Source organism: Devosia sp. (assembly GCF_039927955.1).
Lineage (GTDB): Bacteria > Pseudomonadota > Alphaproteobacteria > Rhizobiales > Devosiaceae > Devosia.
Window position 1 is genome coordinate 1 of the sequence record NZ_JBDSUA010000022.1, and the last position, 16,138, is coordinate 16,138.

Below are 16,138 nucleotides of genomic sequence, written 5' to 3' on the forward strand. Positions count from 1 at the left end.
TTGAGGGACTTGGAGGTAGTGGCGCAGCCACAAACCGCTCCAGCGGAGCGGTTTGAACCGAACAAGGACAGACTTTTCGCGTTCAGCGAAAAGTCAGGGTGAGGGGTTGCTTCCGCAAACTGGAAGCAAGCAAGACACCCCTCATCCGCCTGGAGCCTGCCCTCGGGCGCGACGCGACCCGTGGGGGCACCTTCTCCCTCAAGGGGAGAAGGAAGACTGAGAGATTGCCCTTAAACCGCCTTGCCCATCTCCCCCGCCAGGCTCCGCACCAGCTGGATCGCCACGCGACCGGACCGCGCTCCGCGTGTCGCCGACCATTCGATGGCCCGCGCCCGCAGCGTCTCGTCGTCGATCTCCAGCCCATAATGATCGGCATAGGCCCGGACCATGGTCAAATAGGTCGGCTGGTCGCAATTGTGGAAGCCCAGCCACAGCCCGAACCGGTCGGACAGCGACACCTTTTCTTCCACCGCCTCGCCGGGATTGATCGCGGTCGAGCGCTCATTTTCGATCATGTCGCGCGGCATCAGGTGGCGGCGGTTGGAGGTGGCGTAGAACAGCACGTTCTCCGGCCGCCCTTCGAGCCCGCCATCGAGAATGGTCTTGAGCGATTTGTAGCTGGCTTCGCCATTGTCGAAGCTCAAATCGTCGCAAAAGATGATGAAACGGGCCGGCTCATCGGCGATCTGGCGCATCAGCACCGGCAGGGATTCGATATCCTCGCGGGCGATTTCGATCAGCACCAGCCGTTCAAAGCCGTCGCGGTCGGCGATATGGGCGTGGATGGCCTTGACCAGCGAACTCTTGCCCATGCCGCGCGCGCCCCAGAGCAGCGCGTTATTGGCGCCATGGCCGCGTGCGAACTGTTCGGTGTTGCGCAGCAGGATATCCTGCACCGCATCGATGCCCTTGAGCATTGCCAAAGGCACGCGGCTGACCTTGTTCACCGGCATCAGATGGGCCGCTTCTGCATCCCAGTGGTAGGCATTGGCGCTGGTCAGGGCAGGGGCACTGTCAGCGGAAGCTGGCGCCATGGCCTGCAAGGCGATGCCGATGGCATCGAGCGAAGTGGCGATCCGGGCCAGAAAATCTTTGGTTTTCAAGAGCATATCCTTGGAGGCTGTTCGAAAAATCGCTCTGGTGAGTCGGCTGGCGTGGCTTTCGAGAACCGGCGCGGAGCGTACATTTGGTACGTGAGCACCGGAAGCGCAGAAAGTCGCGCCAGATGACCGCCAGAGTAGAATTTCCGAACGGCCTCCGGGCTTGCCGCGGCAATTTGCGGCGTGGTGAATGCCTTTGCAATGCTACGGTCGCGATTGTATAGTCCGCGCGATTTTGACCGGGGCGCAAGTGCAGATAGCCCCATATGCGTCCACTTGGCGCCATCTCGGTGTTCAACGCTGATGCGCCATCCTCCCAAGAAAAAGAACCCGTAAGGAACTCGCCTCATGTTTGTTACCCAAGCTTTTGCGCAGGCCGCAGGTGCCGCTCCCGCCGGCGGCGGCATCCAGGACATTCTCGTCCAGCTGATGCCGATCCTGCTGCTGGTCGTGATCTTCTGGTTCCTGATTTTCCGCCCGCAGCAGAAGCGCGTAAAGGCCCAGCAGGCCATGCTGTCGGCCGTGCGTCGTGGCGATACCGTGGTGACCACCGGCGGCATTGTCGGCAAGGTGACCAAGGCCGTTGACGGCGAAGACCTCGAAGTCGAAATCGCCCAGGGCGTCAAGGTCAAGCTGACCCGCGCCGCGATTGCCGATGTCCGCTCGAAGGCCGAACCGGTCAACGACAACAAGCCTGCTTAATCAGCCGCCGTTTCAGCCGGGCCCAACGGGCCCGGTTTTGTCGTTTCAGGACCTGCCCAAATGCATATCTCGCCGATTCGGACTGTTATCATTGCTCTCGTCACCATTGCGGGGCTGTTGCTGGCCATTCCCAGCTTCCTGAGCAAGGACCAACTGGCCGCGTGGCCGAGCTTTTTGCCGCACCAGACCGTGGTGCTGGGTCTCGATCTGCAGGGCGGCTCGCACCTGCTGCTGCAGGTCAACAAGGCTGGCATCATCAAGGACCGGCTGACCGAACTGCGCCGCGATGCGCGCCAGGTGCTGGCCAATGATAACGGCATCGGCAATCTGATCACCACCGACGAGCCCAATACCGCGATCAATATCGAGCTGACTGATCCGACCCAGCACGATGCGGCGCGCAAGGCGCTGGATGGGTTGCAGAACAATGTGGCTGGCGGCCTGTTTGGCGTTGCTGGCACAGCCGAGCTGGAATATTCCGACGCGCCGGACGGCAAGATCATCGTCAAGCTGTCAGACAAGGGCGTCAGCGAGCGGATGTCGTCGCTGGTCGCCCAGTCGATGGAAGTGATTCGCAAACGTATCGACGAATTGGGCACTACCGAGCCGCAGATCCAGCGCCAGGGCACCGATCGCGTACTGGTACAGGTGCCGGGCTTTGAAGATTCGACCCGCCTCAAGGACATCATTTCGCGCACGGCCCGCCTGACCTTCCACATGGTCTACAATGGCATGACCGCTGCCCAGGCCCAGGCCCAGGGCCTGCCGGCCGGCACCATGATCCTGCCGAGCGCTGCTGGTGGCGAAGAGTTGCTGGAAGAAGATGTCGCCCTGGGCGGTGAATCGCTGGTCGATTCCCAGCCGGGCTACAACCAGCAGAATTCCCAGCCGGTCGTGACCTTCCGCTTCGATACGCGCGGGGCGGTGACCTTTGGCCAGATTACCGGCGCCAATGTCGGCAAGCGCTTTGCCATCGTGCTCGACAATCAGGTGATCACTGCCCCGGTCATCCAGCAGGCGATCACCGGCGGTTCGGGCCAGATTTCTGGCAGCTTCACCACTGCCAGCGCCAATGACCTCGCCGTGCTGCTGCGCGCCGGTGCGCTACCCGCTTCGCTCGATATCGTTGAAGAACGCTCGGTCGGCCCAAGCCTGGGTGCTGACTCGATCAAGTCCGGCCTCACCGCCGGCATCGTCGCCGCCATCGCCGTGGTCAGCTTCATGGTCATCGCTTATGGCCTGTTCGGCGTTTTCGCCAACGTTTCGCTGATCCTCAACATCGTGCTGATCTTTGGCGCGCTCTCGGCTCTTGGCGCCACGCTGACGCTGCCGGGCATTGCCGGTATCGTTCTGACCATCGGTATGGCCGTCGACGCCAACGTGCTGATCTACGAGCGTATCCGCGAAGAACTCGGGGCCGGCCGGTCGCCGTTGCAGGCGATCAATGCCGGTTTCGCGCGCGCCTGGGGCACCAGTATCGACTCGCACCTGACGCAGCTGATTGCCGCCGTCGTGCTGTATTTCCTCGGCTCGGGTCCGGTGCAGGGCTTTGCCGTGACCCTGGCGCTCGGTATTCTGACGTCGCTGTTCACCGCCTATACGGTGACGCTGTTTCTGGTCGGCATCTGGTTCCGTGCCCGTCGTCCGAAAACCCTGCGCATCCAGCATTTCCGGTTCATTCCGGATGGCACCAAGATCAATTTCATGAAGATCTCGCGTTACGTGATCATCTTCTCGATCGTGATGACCGTGCTGTCGCTGGGCTCTGCTGTGTTCAAGGGCTTCAATTTCGGCATCGACTTCAAGGGCGGTTCCGCCATCGAAGTGCAGCACACCGCCGATGGTCCGGCCGATCCGGCCCGCATCCGTGAGATCATGGATGGCTTGAAGCTGGGCGACGTGCAGGTGCAGGGCTTTGGCACTGCCGAAGACGTGCTGATCCGCGTCGAAGCCCAGCCGGGTGGTGACATGGCCCAGCAGGCCGTGGTCACCAAGGTCAAGGAAGCGCTGTCGGTCGAAAACTACGAAATCCGCCGGACCGAAATCGTCGGGCCGTCGGTCTCGGGCGAACTGGCCACCAAGGGCGTTATCGCGCTGCTGGTGTCGCTGGGCGCCATCCTGATCTATGTGTGGTTCCGCTTCGAGTGGCAATTCGCGCTCGCCGCCATCACCACCACCACGCACGACGTGATCATGACCATCGGTCTGTTCTCGATTACCGGGCTGGAGTTCAATCTGACCTCCATCGCTGCGGTGCTGACGCTGGTCGGTCTGTCGCTGAACGAAACCGTGGTGATCTCCGACCGTATTCGCGAAAACTTGCGCAAGTACAAGAAGATGCCGCTGCCTGACCTGATCAACCTGTCGATCAACCAGACCATCGTGCGCACCTCGCTCACCGCCTTCACCATCTTCCTGGCGCTGATCCCGCTGGTGCTGTTTGGCGGCGAAGTCATCCGCGGTTTCACCATCGCCATGACCTTCGGCGTGTTCGTCGGCACCTATTCGTCGATCATCGTCGGCGGCCCGATCCTGATCTTCTTTGGGCTCAAGGCCCGCGCCGATGTGCCGGCCGAAAAGGCCAGCGAAAAGCGCGCCGACGGTGCGTCAGTCTAGTCGGCCAATAAATGGCCAGTGAAACCGGACATTATCCCTACCAAGCCGCCATTGACGCCTATGGCAATGGCGGCTTTCGCTTTGCCGACATGTCGCATCGCGGCTCGCTGCTCTGCCTGCCCACCGGTATGCACGCCTGGGACGTGAACAATGCGGGGCAGGTGACCCTGGCCTCGCTGGAACCCGTGCTGGCACTGGCCGACCAGATCGACGTGCTGTTCATTGGCCTGGGCAATGACATTGCGGCCATCGACCCGGCCATCCGTGCTGCCTTCCGCGACAAGCAGGTCATCGTCGAGGCGGTCGCCACCGGCGGCGCGGTCCGTACCTACAACATCCTGTTCGGCGAGAAGCGGGCGATTGCTGCGGCCCTGATCGCCGTCGATCAAGTGCGTCGATGAGCGCCGAAAACCAGCGCCTCACCGGCGAATTCCTGCGCGACAAGGACCGCGATCGCTATCTGTCGACATTGGTTCTCAGCGGCGCGACACGCGATGCGATCGTTTCGCTCTATGCCTTCAACGCCGACGTCGCCTCGATCCGCGAACGGGTCTCCGATCCGGCGCCGGGTGAAATCCGCCTGCAATGGTGGAACGATGCGCTGACCGGCGAGGGCCACGGGGCGGTGCGCAGCAATCCGGTTGCCGATTGCCTGCTCGACACAGTCAAGACCTACGCCATTCCCACCGGCACGTTGCAGCGCCTGCTCGCCGCGCGCCGCTTCGATCTCTATGGCGATCCGATGCCGGACCTCGAAACCTTCGAGGGTTATGCCGGCGAAACCACGTCGACGCTGTATCAGCTCGCAGCGATGGTGTTGAACAACGGTGCCGTGATCGAAGCCGGTGACGCCGCTGGCCATCTCGGCGTCGCCCACGCCATGATCGGCCACCTGCGCGCCTTCGGCTACAATGCCTCGATGGGCCGGATGTTTCTGCCGTGGTCGATCTTCGAAGCCAATGGCGTCGCCGAGCGCGACGTGTTCTCGGGCACCGCTAGCGAAGGTGTCGTCGAAGCTTGGAGCCAGATCGCCGAATTGGCATCAGGTCACCTGAACAAAGCCGAAGCGGCGATCAAGCAATTGCCGCCTCCCCTCCGACCCGCTTTTGCGACCCTTTCGGTGCTCAAAGCTCAGCATCGGCTGGTGCTGAAATCGTCCGATCCGTTCGGGGCGGCTCCCGATTTAGCAGCGTGGCAAAAAATCGCCGCGATGAGCTGGTGGATGCTAACCGGGCGCTGACAGTTTCGGCCCTGATGCTAACGCGATGCTACACCCAGCCCATGATATCAACCAGCGCCCGGCTGGTAATCGCCTTGCGCTTGAGCTGGGTCTTTTCCGTGCTCTTGAGCCGCTTGACGCCCTCGGGCTTCACCACCGTAACCTCGGGAAACAGCCCGAAATTGACGTTCATCGGCTGGAAGCTGCGCGCCCCGCTATAGCCTTCGGCCTCGATATGGCCGCCGGTAATATGGTTGATCAGTGCGCCCATCGCCGTGGTGGCGGGCGGGGCATCGAGCGAATTGCCATGGTACTCGGCAGCCGCCATGCGGCCGGCCATCAGGCCGATGGCGGAGCTTTCGACATAACCTTCGACGCCAGTGACCTGACCGGCAAAGCGCAGCCGTGGATCAGCTTTCAGTTTAAGATCGCGCCCGAGCACCTTGGGGGAATTGAGGAAGGTGTTGCGGTGCAGCCCGCCCAACCGCGCGAATTGCGCGTTCTGCAGCCCCGGAATCTTGCGGAAGATTTCGGCCTGGATGCCGTAGCGCATCTTGGTCTGGAAGCCGACCATGTTCCACAGCGTTCCCAGCGCATTGTCCTGCCGCAACTGTACAATGGCATAGGACTTGACCAGCGGGTCGCGCGGATTGGTCAGGCCGATCGGCTTCATCGGGCCAAAGCGCAGGGTTTCGCGGCCGCGCTCGGCCATCACTTCGATCGGGAGGCAGCCGTCGAAATAGGGCACCTTCTCCCAGTCCTTGAACTGGTGCAGGTCGGCTGCCAGCAGCGCGTCGACGAAGTCATTATACTCCTGCTGGTTCATCGGGCAGTTGAGATAATCCGCGCCGGTGCCGGCCGGGCCGACCTTGTCGTAGCGCGACTGCGCCCAAACAATTGATCTATCAATGCTTTCTTCATGCACGATTGGCGCGATGGCGTCGAAAAAAGCCAGCGAGTCCTCGCCAGTCAGCCTGCGGATACCTTCGGCCAAGGCCGGGGAAGTCAGGGGGCCGGTGGCGATCACCACATTGGTCCAGTCAGCAGGCGGCAGGCCGGCCACTTCGCCGCGTTCGATCCTGATATTGGCGTGGCCCTCGATGGCCGCGGTGACCGCCGCCGAAAAACCGTCGCGGTCCACTGCCAGCGCGCCGCCGGCCGGCAGTGCGTGCTGGTCGGCGCAGGCCATGATCAGCGAGTTGGCGCGCCGCATTTCCTCGTGCAGCAGACCGACGGCGTTGTGTTCCTTGTCATCCGAGCGGAAGCTGTTGGAACAGACCAACTCGGCCAGGCCCTCGGTCTGGTGCGCGTCGGTCATGCGCTGCGGGCGCATTTCGTGCAGGATGACTTTGGCGCCGGTCTGGGCTGCCTGCCAGGCGGCTTCCGAACCGGCAAGACCGCCGCCGATGATGTGAATTGGCTGTGTGTTTGACATGGCTGCGCCTTTAGCAAGCGGGCCGGCGCAAAGCAATGTTCATCGCCGGTTCGCGGTTGACGCACCGCGCGGACTCGCCGATTTTGCCGCCCAAGGAGGGCGCCATGAGCAGTGATTTGACCCTGTGGGGTCGCAAGAATTCCGCCAATGTGCGAAAGGTGTTGTGGACGCTGGCCGAATTGAACCTGTCCTACGGGCATATTCCGCTCGGGGGTTCGTTCAAGGGGCTGGATGATCCGGCCTATCTGGTGCTCAATCCCAACGGCAAGGTGCCCACCTTGCGCGACGGCGCCATCGTGGTCTGGGATAGCCACGCCATCGTGCGCTATCTGGCTGCATCGTATGGCGCCGGCTGGCTCTGGCGGGAAGATCCGCGCGAGCGGGCAATCGTTGATCAATGGACCGAATGGGCCGCGACGACCTTCCAGCCGGCCTGGATCGCGGTGTTCTGGAATGTGGTGCGTATGCCCAAGGCGCGGCGGGACGATAAGCTCATCGCCAGCAGCGTTGCCGCCACGCTTGCGGCGCTCCGCATTCTGGATGCGCAGTTGGCGGGCCGGGATTATGTCGCCGGGACATTCAGCTATGCCGATATCGTCATAGGCGCGGCGATGTATCGCTGGTTCACCATGCAGATCGAGCGGCCATCGCTGCCTAATCTCGAAGCCTGGTATGCGCTTCTGTCTCAGCGTCCGGCGTTTCAACAGGCAATCATGGTATCATATGCTGAGCTGGTGGGTCGTTCGGTCTTCTAGACCCAAAACAAAACGCCCGCTTCGTTGAAGAAGCGAGCGTTCAGGGCGTACAGAAGGCTAGTCTAGTCGGGTATGATTTAGAGGTTGCCGACATGATCGCGCGCGATACGGCTGATGTCGGTGCGCGAGATACCCAGGTCATTGAGCTGGCGATTGTCGAGAGAGGTCAGTTCGCGAACGGTCTGCTGATAAGCGGCCCACTTGCGGAAGGTTTTACGGATGTCCATTGGAAGTTTCCTTTCGTTTACGAGACTATATCTAGAGGCGTTCGGCCCCTTTGAGCAGTGGGCTATTGCTCAACCGAGCTATGCGCGTTTCGCAGTGCTTTAACCAGCGTTATTCACCTTGAGTTAAGGTTGAAGGCAAAAGCGCGGCCGCTGGATGGCTTTCCAGCGGCCGCGCAAATTTGGTCTCATTTGATCAGCGGTCGAACAGACCGCGGGTCATTTTGGAGAAGTCTGGGCCAGAAAGCCCCAGAAGATCGACGTCACGCGTGGTGGGAACGTCCATTTCCCGCAAAGTCTGCTTGATATCGATCAGGCGCCTGACGCGCCACACGGCACGGACAAACATGGGCGTATTCCTGAAATAGTGGCTTGGGCACCTTAGAATGGGGTGATTTGTACCCCCTCGCCATGCCCTATACGTCACCTTTGCTATGCAATCAGTGCATGGCAATTTTCACGACCCTGTCACGAATAGGCCACTATGGGCCTATTCAGCCGCCTTGCGCTCAAACTGGTGACGGCGCGCCATCACTTCCTTGAGGAACTTGCCGGTGTGCGAGCGCGGGTTCTCGGCGATATCCTCGGGCGTGCCGACGCCAACGATCTCGCCGCCGCCGTCGCCGCCTTCCGGCCCCAGATCGATCACCCAATCGGCGGTCTTGATCACTTCCAGATTGTGCTCGATGACGATCACGGTATTGCCGCCGTCAACCAGTTCGTGCAGCACTTCCAACAGTTTGGCGACGTCATGGAAGTGTAGCCCGGTGGTTGGTTCGTCGAGCATGTAGAGCGTTCGGCCCGTAGCGCGCTTGCTCAATTCCTTGGAGAGCTTGACGCGCTGCGCTTCGCCGCCAGACAGCGTGGTGGCCGGTTGACCGACCTTGACGTAGCCCAGTCCGACCCGCTGCAGGGTGGCGAACTTGTCGCGAATGGTGGGGACGGCGGAGAAAAAAACGACGCCCTCGTCGATGGTCATGTCCAGAATGTCGGAGATCGATTTGCCCTTGAACTGCACTTCCAGGGTTTCGCGATTGTAGCGCTTGCCCTTGCAGACGTCGCAGGTCACATAAACGTCAGGCAGGAAGTGCATCTCGATCTTGAGGACGCCGTCGCCTTCGCACTTCTCGCAGCGTCCGCCTTTGACGTTGAACGAGAAGCGACCGGGGCCGTAGCCGCGGGTCTTGGACTCGGGCAGGCCGGCAAACCATTCGCGCAGCGGGGTGAACGCGCCGGTATAGGTGGCGGGGTTGGAGCGCGGGGTGCGGCCGATCGGGCTCTGGTCGATATCGATGACCTTGTCGAGGAATTCCAACCCGGTCAGGCTTTCATGCGGCGCCGGCGTGACGCGCGCACCATTCAACCGCCGCGAGATGGCCTGATACATGGTGTCGATCATCAGCGTCGACTTGCCGCCGCCGGATACGCCGGTGATGGCAACGAACAGCCCGAGCGGCACGTCAACCGAGACGTTCTTGAGGTTGTTGCCGGTGGCGCCCTTGAGGCTGAGCTTTTTGGTCTTGGACGGCTGCTTGCGCTCGGCGGGTAGGGGGATGCCCATGCGGCCGCTGAGATATTTGCCGGTGATGCTGTCGGGGTGGTTGAGGATATCCTCGGGCGTACCTTCGGCCACGATATGGCCGCCATGCACACCGGCGCCTGGCCCGATATCGAGCACATAGTCTGCCGTCAGGATCGCATCCTCGTCATGTTCGACCACGATCACGGTATTGCCGATGTCGCGGAGGCGCCGCAGTGTCACCAGCAGTTGCGCGTTATCGCGCTGATGCAGCCCAATCGAGGGTTCGTCGAGGACGTAGAGCACCCCAGTCAGGCCCGAACCGATCTGGCTGGCCAGCCGGATACGCTGGCTTTCGCCACCCGACAGCGAGCCGGAATTGCGCGCCAGGGTGAGATAATCCAGCCCCACATCGTTGAGGAAGGTCAGCCGCTCGCGGATTTCCTTGAGGATGCGTTCGCCGATCGTCGCCTGGGTCGGCGTCAGCTTGGCCGACAGTTCCTCAAACCACTGGGCGCTCTTGCGGATGGATTTTTCGGTGACCTGGCCGATATGCAGGCCATCGATCTTGACCGCCAGTGTCTCGGGCTTCAGCCGATAGCCATTGCAGGCCACGCAGGGAGCCGAGGACATGTACTTTTCGATTTCCTCGCGCATGCCGGCGCTTTCGGTTTCCTTGTAGCGGCGCTCAAGGTTGCCGATCACGCCTTCAAAGGGCTTGGAGGTCTTGTACTGGCGCAGGCCATCGTCATAAACGAAATTGATCGCGGTCTTGCCGGTGCCATAGAGTACCGCGTTCTGAACTTCCTCGGACAGGTCCGACCAGGCGGTACCGGTGGAGGCACCATAATGCTTGGTCACAGCCGTCAGCGTCTGCAGATAATATGGTGCCGAAGTCTTCGCCCAGGGCAAGATAGCCCCGTCGCGCAGCGACATGCTCGCGTCCGGCACAATCAGGTTGGGATCGATCTTCTGTTCGGTGCCCAAGCCATCGCAGACCGGGCAGGCGCCGAACGGGTTGTTGAACGAGAACAGCCGGGGCTCGATTTCGGCGATGGTGAAGCCTGAAACCGGGCAGGCGAACTTTTCGGACATGGTGATCCGCTTGGGCAGACCTTCGTCGTCCAACTCGTCCGCATATTCGATCAGCGCGATGCCATCGGCGATCTTGAGCGCCACTTCAAAACTTTCGGCCAATCGGCCACCGATATCGGATGCGACGACCAGCCGGTCGACCACCACTTCGAGGTCATGCTTGACCTTCTTGTCGAGGTTGGGCGCGTCTTCGATATCGTGGAACTGGCCATCGATCTTGACGCGCTGGAAACCCTTGCGCATGAGCTCGTTGAGCTCTTTCTTGTATTCGCCCTTGCGGCCCCGGATCATCGGCGCCAGCAGGAAAATGCGGGTGCCTTCGGGCAGCGCCAGCACCTTGTCGACCATCTGCGACACGGTCTGGCTCTCGATCGGCAGGCCGGTGGCCGGTGAATAGGGAATGCCGACGCGGGCGAACAGCAGGCGCAGGTAGTCGTAGATTTCGGTGACGGTGCCCACCGTCGAGCGCGGATTGCGCGACGTGGTTTTCTGCTCGATGGAAATGGCCGGCGAAAGGCCTTCGATGTGTTCCACATCGGGCTTCTGCATCATCTCGAGAAACTGCCGCGCATAGGCCGACAGGCTTTCCACATAGCGGCGCTGGCCTTCGGCATAGATAGTGTCGAATGCCAGCGACGATTTGCCGGAACCTGAAAGCCCGGTCATCACGATCAGGCTGTCGCGCGGCAGGCGGACATCGATGCCCTTGAGGTTGTGCTCGCGCGCGCCACGGATGACGATTTCACGGTTTTGGCTGGGCTTTTGCGTCATCAATTCGTCCATTGCTGTGGCGCAGGCCAAGGCCGCGCATAGGCAGATCAATCCGGGTCTGGTCGGGGCGGGCAGGGAGGCTGTTGAGATAAGCACATCGCCACGCTGCGACAAGCGGGCCGCGCGCATGTCCGCCTAGCGCTGCGCTCACCTTAGCGTGTCCACCGCGTTTGACTAGAACGCAGTCGAGTTTGATAGGAACATAAGCGGAACAAATCAGATTCGGTCAAGGGGTTCTCCACTTTTGTCTAGCGTCCGCCAAACTGGGTGAGCCCGTGCCAGGCGGTCAGCGCCGCGGCGACGATGAAGAAGGCGCCGACGCCGCGCCCGATCCATATGGTCACCTGTGGGCCTGATACCAGGAAGTCGCGGCTCTTGCCCGCCGCCAGCGCCAGGCTGCCGTAGATCGCCAGTTGCATGATGACGCCGAGGGCAGCCAGGACCAGCGCCTGGCTCCAGATCGGCCCGAACTCGGCCCGGATAAACTGCGGATAGACGGCAAACACAAACAGATAGGCCTTGGGATTGAGCAGGCAGGTGACGGTGCCTTGGCGAAACGCGCGCCATAGCGAGCGACTATCGGCTCGCCCCACCGCATCGACGTGGATCGAGCTGCGCAGCAGCGTGTAGCCGATCCACGCCATATAGGCAGCGCCGGCCAATACAAGAATGGAAATCAGCGTGTAGGGCAGTTGGGTCAACAGACCGACTGCAAGGTCGCCGAACAGGCCATGCACGGCGCCGCCCACCATGATGCCGCCGGTTGCCGCCAGCCCGGCGCGCCGTCCGCCGGTCAGCGCATTGGCTAATACGAACAGCATATCCATGCCCGGCACCACGATGATGCCAAACAGCAGGATGAGGTAGATCCAAATCGACTGGCCGTATGCCATGACGCGCCCCTTGTGGACCCGTTCCTTGGGGCACTTCTGCTGACAGGGTATGTCAGCAGGTTGGGTTTTCCCCGCTGGCCTAGCACTGGCCGACCATGGCGCAGGGTGCGCCATATTCATCGGGCCAACCTGCCGCAACCATGGCGGTGGGCCAATGTCGAACACCACGACATCCCAACGGTCGCCGGTCTTTTCCAGCACCACCCGCACGAACGGGCCTTCGGAGAACTCTTCAGCGACGGCCTCGGCATACTGGGTTCGCATGAAGTCGATTGGCCGGCCGGTCTGTTTCTGCCAGTCGGGAGGGCTCCCGAATCAGGGTCGGTCGGCGGGGCCAGGAAAGATGTTGGCGATCTTGCCGGTCGCCCAATAGGCCACCAGCCCGATCCATTCGCGCATGGCGATGCTGGTCGTGGACAGGTTTTCCGATGGAATGCTCAAATCCACGCCAAAGCTCTCATGGCCGGTTGAGCGAAAGTCCACGGGCCACGGCAAAACTGGCACCTCTGCCGCCCGGAACAGGCCGACCGAACGCGGCATATGAAATGCCGAGGTCACCAGCAACAGCGCGCCCTGATCGTTGCCGAGCAGTTCCTTGGTCAGGGTGGCGTTTTCCTCGGTGTTGCGCGATTTACTCTCCAGGATCAGTCGCGCTGGATCGATGCCCATGCTGGCATAAAACCCGGGAGCGGCTTCCGCATCGCTTTCTCCGGCGGGGAACAGCGAGCCAAAGCCACCCGTCACCAGGATTTTGGCGGTTGGGTAGAGCCGGGCCAGCCGCAGTCCTTCAAGGAACCGGTCGCCAGCGGCGGACAGTTCTGTCGCGCCCCTCGCTTCGGTGACGGTTGGGTCAACACCACCGCCCAGGATGATGATGGCGGCCACCTGGTCCGGCATTTGTGCCGGCCGGGCGAAGCGGTTTTCCAGTGGCGCAACCAGCAAGGTCCCAAACGTGGTAAAGGCACAAAGGCAAAGCAGCGCCAAGCCGAGGCCAAAGGCCGTTCTGGCAAGGCGCCGCCTGTTGCCCAGCGCCAGTAGGGCCGAGGCGAACAGCAACAGGGCGATCAGCGACAGCGGTTGGACAATTGCCCAGGCAACCTTGGAAACGACAAAGAACATGTCAACTCATCGACTTGAGGGGTGGTTGGGCAGGATTGGCGCGAGGCGCGCCAGCCGGCCGGTGCGAAAATTTGGCAGGCCAGTTGACTCAGTGAAACTCAAATGAGAACATAATAAGAACAAATGGTAGGCGGTTGATGAAACTGCGCTGTTGAATACATAGCTTTAGGCGGCGCATCGGCGGACGATCGGCGTTAAAGTGCGCGCAAAGGCGGCCTTGCCGCCACACAGCATTAGAAGGAATTGTGCCATGGCAGGTAGTGTCAATAAAGTCATCCTCGTCGGCAATCTGGGCGCTGATCCGGAGGTTCGCAATCTGCCGAGCGGCGGCAAGGTAGTGAACCTGTCGATCGCCACATCCGAGCGCTGGAAGGATCGTACCTCCGGCGAGCAGCGCGAAAAGACTGAATGGCATCGCGTGGTGATCTTCTCGGAAGGTCTGACCCGCGTTGCCGAGCAATATCTGCGCAAGGGCTCCAAGGTCTATATCGAAGGCCAGTTGCAGACCCGCAAATGGCAGGACCAGTCTGGTCAGGATAAATACTCCACCGAAATCGTGTTGCAGGGCTTCAATTCCAACATGACCCTGCTCGATGGCCGTGGCGAAGGCGAGGGCGCCGGTGGTGGTGACAGCGGCGGTTTCCGCGGCACCCGCCAGTCGGAAAGCTCGTCCGGCAATAATGGCAACAATGGTGGCGGCGCCCGTCGCCCGTCATCCAATGCGCCGGCCTTCGAATCCGGCGGCATGGACGACGATATCCCGTTCTAGGCTTTTCGGCTTTCATCCGGCCTGGCAGGCGTTTTCAACGCCGCCGGGCCATTTGGGATTATCCCGATTTGATCGAATCGGCGTTGCGACTATGACAGCGCCATGACTGAAACCCGGTTAAGCGATGTCTCTGCGTGGCGCCGCCGTCTGGCGGTTGCCGGCCATTACGGCATTGTGCTGGGTGCCGGCCTGCCGGGCACCATCGGCACCGTGGTTTCGTCGGTTTACCTGATCACGGTGGTCGGCGCCGATCCGCTCGTGGTTGGCCTGTTTGCCAATGCCGGCACCATATTGGGCATGCTGGTCACCTACTATGCCGGGCGCGGGCGCATCGATCAGCGCAGTCCGGTGGCCATCATTGTCTGGTCGATGTCCATTGCCCTGGTCGCGACCGTGCTGCTGCTCCTGGCGCCGGTCACGCTTTGGGTGCTGGTGCTGGTCGTACTATTGCGGGCGCTGACCAATCTGCTGAGCCCGGCCATCTACATGTTCGACGAGCGGTATCGACCGCCGCTCGCCGACGAGAATGCTGGCATGTACTATACTCGGCTGGTGATCTCGATGGTCTGGATCGTCGGGCCGCCGGTCGGGTTCTTTGTATTCTGGATTGGTGAATATCCGCTCATCACGCTGGTATCGGGCGTGTTGACGGTGCTTGCCTGCGCTGCCGTTCTCTACGTCGCCGCCACGCGGCAACCCCATGCCGCGCCGACAAAAGCTGCAGCCAAGCCGGTCGTCGCCGGGGCTCGTCCTGCGATGGACAGATGGCAGGTTTTCACCATCATGGTCTGTGTCACTGCGGCCAATGTCCTGCATTCAATGGCGATGCCGCTCTATCAGTTGCAGCAGCTTGGTGCCGAGCCATATTGGCCAGGCTTCAACATGGCAGTGGCGGCCAGCACCGAAGTTGTCGTCATCTACTGCATCCCGATCCTGCTCAAGCGCACCACCGAAGAAGTGCTGCTGCGCATCGGGCTGGGTATCGGGTTGGTGTATTTCCTGCTGCTGTTCGTCGTGCGCTCGCCGGTGCCGATTCTGTTCATGCAGGTCATTTATGGTGCCCACTTCGCACTTTCGACCGTAGTGTGCCTCGGCCTGCTTAAGACCGCGACCCAACAGAAAATCGGCGCCGTGGCGGCTCAGTTCCTCAATGCCGGCAAACTCGGCGGGCTGATTGGCGCGTCGATTTTCGGGCTGTTTGCAGCGCGGTTGAGTTTTGGTGGGGTGCTCAGCGATTTCGGGCTGGCGCTGATTGTCGCCGCTGCGGTTCTGGCGCTGGTGGTCAGCCAGCGGCGTGTCGTCGCTTGAAACAAAGCTGCGCCGCCGACCTGCCTGGTCCCAACTATTGCTTGGTGAACGGCACCTGGGCTTCGACGCTCTGGCCGCTTTCGTCGTAAACCACCTGGAACTGTACCTGAATATCGCTGTTGTCGAGCACGATCTGGGCGGTGATGGTCACGTCGCGGCCATCGACACCTTCTTCGCGGTCACGCTGGCGTAGGTTGAACACCACTCCGCCATTGCGCTTCTGGCCAACGGCCAGGCCGTTGAACATGGCGTTGGAACTCATTACCGCTTCGAACCGGCGTTTGTCGTCGATATAGGCGATGGTGCCGCTGATCGTCAGGTTATTGCCGGCGATGGCGCAGCGGCCGTTGTAATTAACCTTGTCACTATTGCCCTCGGTCAACGCCAGCCGGCAGATCACGGTTTCCGAATTATCGCCGGTGATCGTGCCGCGACCGCGCCAGTCGCCAAGGTAGGATTTGATCAGCGCCACATCGGCCGGGGCGGCGATGGCAGGCCTGGCAAGGGCCGAGCCACAAACCAGAAGACCGACGAGCGCGACACTGCGCGACAGGGGTCCGAAAAACGTCATGTCGTAGGCCTCCAATAAATGTCGCCCCCCGGCGAAGTGATG

General features: G+C 61.4%; 15 protein-coding genes. 7 read left to right on the forward strand and 8 right to left on the reverse strand.

The window, feature by feature from the left end:
- Positions 1 to 230 precede the first annotated feature (230 nt).
- On the reverse strand, positions 231 to 1,109 hold the full coding sequence (locus ABIT12_RS06335; protein WP_348045856.1) for an ATP-binding protein: 879 nt from the start codon (positions 1,107 to 1,109) through the stop codon (positions 231 to 233).
- A gap of 339 nt (positions 1,110 to 1,448) precedes the next feature.
- Here ABIT12_RS06335 and yajC point away from each other — a divergent pair, with 339 nt between their 5' ends.
- From yajC to ABIT12_RS06355, 4 genes are read left to right on the forward strand one after another with little or no spacing between them, the layout of a single operon-like run.
- Complete coding sequence (gene yajC / locus ABIT12_RS06340) at positions 1,449 to 1,802, forward strand: preprotein translocase subunit YajC (RefSeq protein WP_348045858.1); 354 nt, start codon at positions 1,449 to 1,451, stop codon at positions 1,800 to 1,802.
- A gap of 60 nt (positions 1,803 to 1,862) precedes the next feature.
- Positions 1,863 to 4,418, forward strand: a complete 2,556-nt coding sequence (gene secD / locus ABIT12_RS06345) for a protein translocase subunit SecD (protein ID WP_348045860.1) — start codon at positions 1,863 to 1,865, stop codon at positions 4,416 to 4,418.
- Between the two features lie 11 nt (positions 4,419 to 4,429).
- The gene (locus tag ABIT12_RS06350; protein WP_348045862.1) at positions 4,430 to 4,819 is read left to right on the forward strand and encodes an MTH938/NDUFAF3 family protein; all 390 of its coding nucleotides are present in this window, start codon (positions 4,430 to 4,432) and stop codon (positions 4,817 to 4,819) included.
- On the forward strand, positions 4,816 to 5,658 hold the full coding sequence (locus tag ABIT12_RS06355; protein ID WP_348045864.1) for a phytoene/squalene synthase family protein: 843 nt from the start codon (positions 4,816 to 4,818) through the stop codon (positions 5,656 to 5,658). Before ABIT12_RS06350 ends, ABIT12_RS06355 begins: the two co-directional genes overlap by 4 nt.
- 28 nt (positions 5,659 to 5,686) lie before the next feature.
- Here ABIT12_RS06355 and trmFO read toward each other — a convergent pair whose 3' ends face one another.
- Positions 5,687 to 7,072 (reverse strand): methylenetetrahydrofolate--tRNA-(uracil(54)-C(5))-methyltransferase (FADH(2)-oxidizing) TrmFO, encoded by a 1,386-nt coding sequence (gene trmFO, locus ABIT12_RS06360; RefSeq protein WP_348045866.1) that lies wholly within the window; start codon positions 7,070 to 7,072, stop codon positions 5,687 to 5,689.
- Positions 7,073 to 7,176: 104 nt separating this feature from the next.
- On the opposite strand from trmFO, the gene ABIT12_RS06365 reads away from it, so the two are divergent.
- On the forward strand, positions 7,177 to 7,827 hold the full coding sequence (locus tag ABIT12_RS06365; protein ID WP_348045868.1) for a glutathione S-transferase family protein: 651 nt from the start codon (positions 7,177 to 7,179) through the stop codon (positions 7,825 to 7,827).
- Positions 7,828 to 7,904: 77 nt separating this feature from the next.
- On the opposite strand, the gene ABIT12_RS06370 is transcribed toward ABIT12_RS06365, so the two are convergent.
- The 5 genes from ABIT12_RS06370 to ABIT12_RS06390 all read right to left on the reverse strand — a co-directional run bounded on the left by ABIT12_RS06370 (position 7,905) and on the right by ABIT12_RS06390 (position 13,448).
- The gene (locus ABIT12_RS06370; RefSeq protein WP_348045870.1) at positions 7,905 to 8,054 is read right to left on the reverse strand and encodes a DUF1127 domain-containing protein; all 150 of its coding nucleotides are present in this window, start codon (positions 8,052 to 8,054) and stop codon (positions 7,905 to 7,907) included.
- Positions 8,055 to 8,247: 193 nt separating this feature from the next.
- Positions 8,248 to 8,400, reverse strand: coding sequence for a hypothetical protein (locus ABIT12_RS06375; protein ID WP_348045872.1), 153 nt, complete (start codon positions 8,398 to 8,400; stop codon positions 8,248 to 8,250).
- Positions 8,401 to 8,541: 141 nt separating this feature from the next.
- Positions 8,542 to 11,436 carry an excinuclease ABC subunit UvrA gene (gene uvrA / locus ABIT12_RS06380; protein ID WP_348045874.1) on the reverse strand — a complete coding sequence of 965 codons (2,895 nt, stop codon included), beginning with the start codon at positions 11,434 to 11,436 and terminating at the stop codon, positions 8,542 to 8,544.
- 248 nt (positions 11,437 to 11,684) lie between these two features.
- Positions 11,685 to 12,329 carry a LysE family translocator gene (locus ABIT12_RS06385; RefSeq protein ID WP_348045999.1) on the reverse strand — a complete coding sequence of 215 codons (645 nt, stop codon included), beginning with the start codon at positions 12,327 to 12,329 and terminating at the stop codon, positions 11,685 to 11,687.
- 315 nt (positions 12,330 to 12,644) lie between these two features.
- Entirely contained in the window at positions 12,645 to 13,448 is an 804-nt protein-coding gene (locus tag ABIT12_RS06390; protein ID WP_348045876.1) for a YdcF family protein, read from the reverse strand.
- A gap of 250 nt (positions 13,449 to 13,698) precedes the next feature.
- Here ABIT12_RS06390 and ssb point away from each other — a divergent pair, with 250 nt between their 5' ends.
- Positions 13,699 to 14,217, forward strand: a complete 519-nt coding sequence (gene ssb, locus ABIT12_RS06395) for a single-stranded DNA-binding protein (protein ID WP_348045877.1) — start codon at positions 13,699 to 13,701, stop codon at positions 14,215 to 14,217.
- A gap of 102 nt (positions 14,218 to 14,319) precedes the next feature.
- A complete protein-coding gene (locus ABIT12_RS06400) occupies positions 14,320 to 15,525 on the forward strand; it encodes an MFS transporter (protein ID WP_348045879.1) in 1,206 nt (401 codons plus the stop codon).
- Between the two features lie 34 nt (positions 15,526 to 15,559).
- Here the strand turns inward: ABIT12_RS06400 and ABIT12_RS06405 are convergent, their stop codons facing one another.
- A complete protein-coding gene (locus tag ABIT12_RS06405) occupies positions 15,560 to 16,096 on the reverse strand; it encodes a hypothetical protein (protein WP_348045881.1) in 537 nt (178 codons plus the stop codon).
- Positions 16,097 to 16,138 lie beyond the last annotated feature (42 nt).

Bases quoted from the DNA above. Each gene is read 5' to 3' on its own strand.
- ABIT12_RS06335 (WP_348045856.1), bottom strand. From the start codon at position 1,109: ATGCTCTTGAAAACCAAAGATTTTCTGGCCCGGATCGCCACTTCGCTC.
- yajC (WP_348045858.1), top strand. From the start codon at position 1,449: ATGTTTGTTACCCAAGCTTTTGCGCAGGCCGCAGGTGCCGCTCCCGCC.
- secD (WP_348045860.1), top strand. From the start codon at position 1,863: ATGCATATCTCGCCGATTCGGACTGTTATCATTGCTCTCGTCACCATT.
- ABIT12_RS06350 (WP_348045862.1), top strand. From the start codon at position 4,430: ATGGCCAGTGAAACCGGACATTATCCCTACCAAGCCGCCATTGACGCC.
- ABIT12_RS06355 (WP_348045864.1), top strand. From the start codon at position 4,816: ATGAGCGCCGAAAACCAGCGCCTCACCGGCGAATTCCTGCGCGACAAG.
- trmFO (WP_348045866.1), bottom strand. From the start codon at position 7,072: ATGTCAAACACACAGCCAATTCACATCATCGGCGGCGGTCTTGCCGGT.
- ABIT12_RS06365 (WP_348045868.1), top strand. From the start codon at position 7,177: ATGAGCAGTGATTTGACCCTGTGGGGTCGCAAGAATTCCGCCAATGTG.
- ABIT12_RS06370 (WP_348045870.1), bottom strand. From the start codon at position 8,054: ATGGACATCCGTAAAACCTTCCGCAAGTGGGCCGCTTATCAGCAGACC.
- ABIT12_RS06375 (WP_348045872.1), bottom strand. From the start codon at position 8,400: ATGTTTGTCCGTGCCGTGTGGCGCGTCAGGCGCCTGATCGATATCAAG.
- uvrA (WP_348045874.1), bottom strand. From the start codon at position 11,436: ATGACGCAAAAGCCCAGCCAAAACCGTGAAATCGTCATCCGTGGCGCG.
- ABIT12_RS06385 (WP_348045999.1), bottom strand. From the start codon at position 12,329: ATGGCATACGGCCAGTCGATTTGGATCTACCTCATCCTGCTGTTTGGC.
- ABIT12_RS06390 (WP_348045876.1), bottom strand. From the start codon at position 13,448: ATGTTCTTTGTCGTTTCCAAGGTTGCCTGGGCAATTGTCCAACCGCTG.
- ssb (WP_348045877.1), top strand. From the start codon at position 13,699: ATGGCAGGTAGTGTCAATAAAGTCATCCTCGTCGGCAATCTGGGCGCT.
- ABIT12_RS06400 (WP_348045879.1), top strand. From the start codon at position 14,320: ATGACTGAAACCCGGTTAAGCGATGTCTCTGCGTGGCGCCGCCGTCTG.
- ABIT12_RS06405 (WP_348045881.1), bottom strand. From the start codon at position 16,096: ATGACGTTTTTCGGACCCCTGTCGCGCAGTGTCGCGCTCGTCGGTCTT.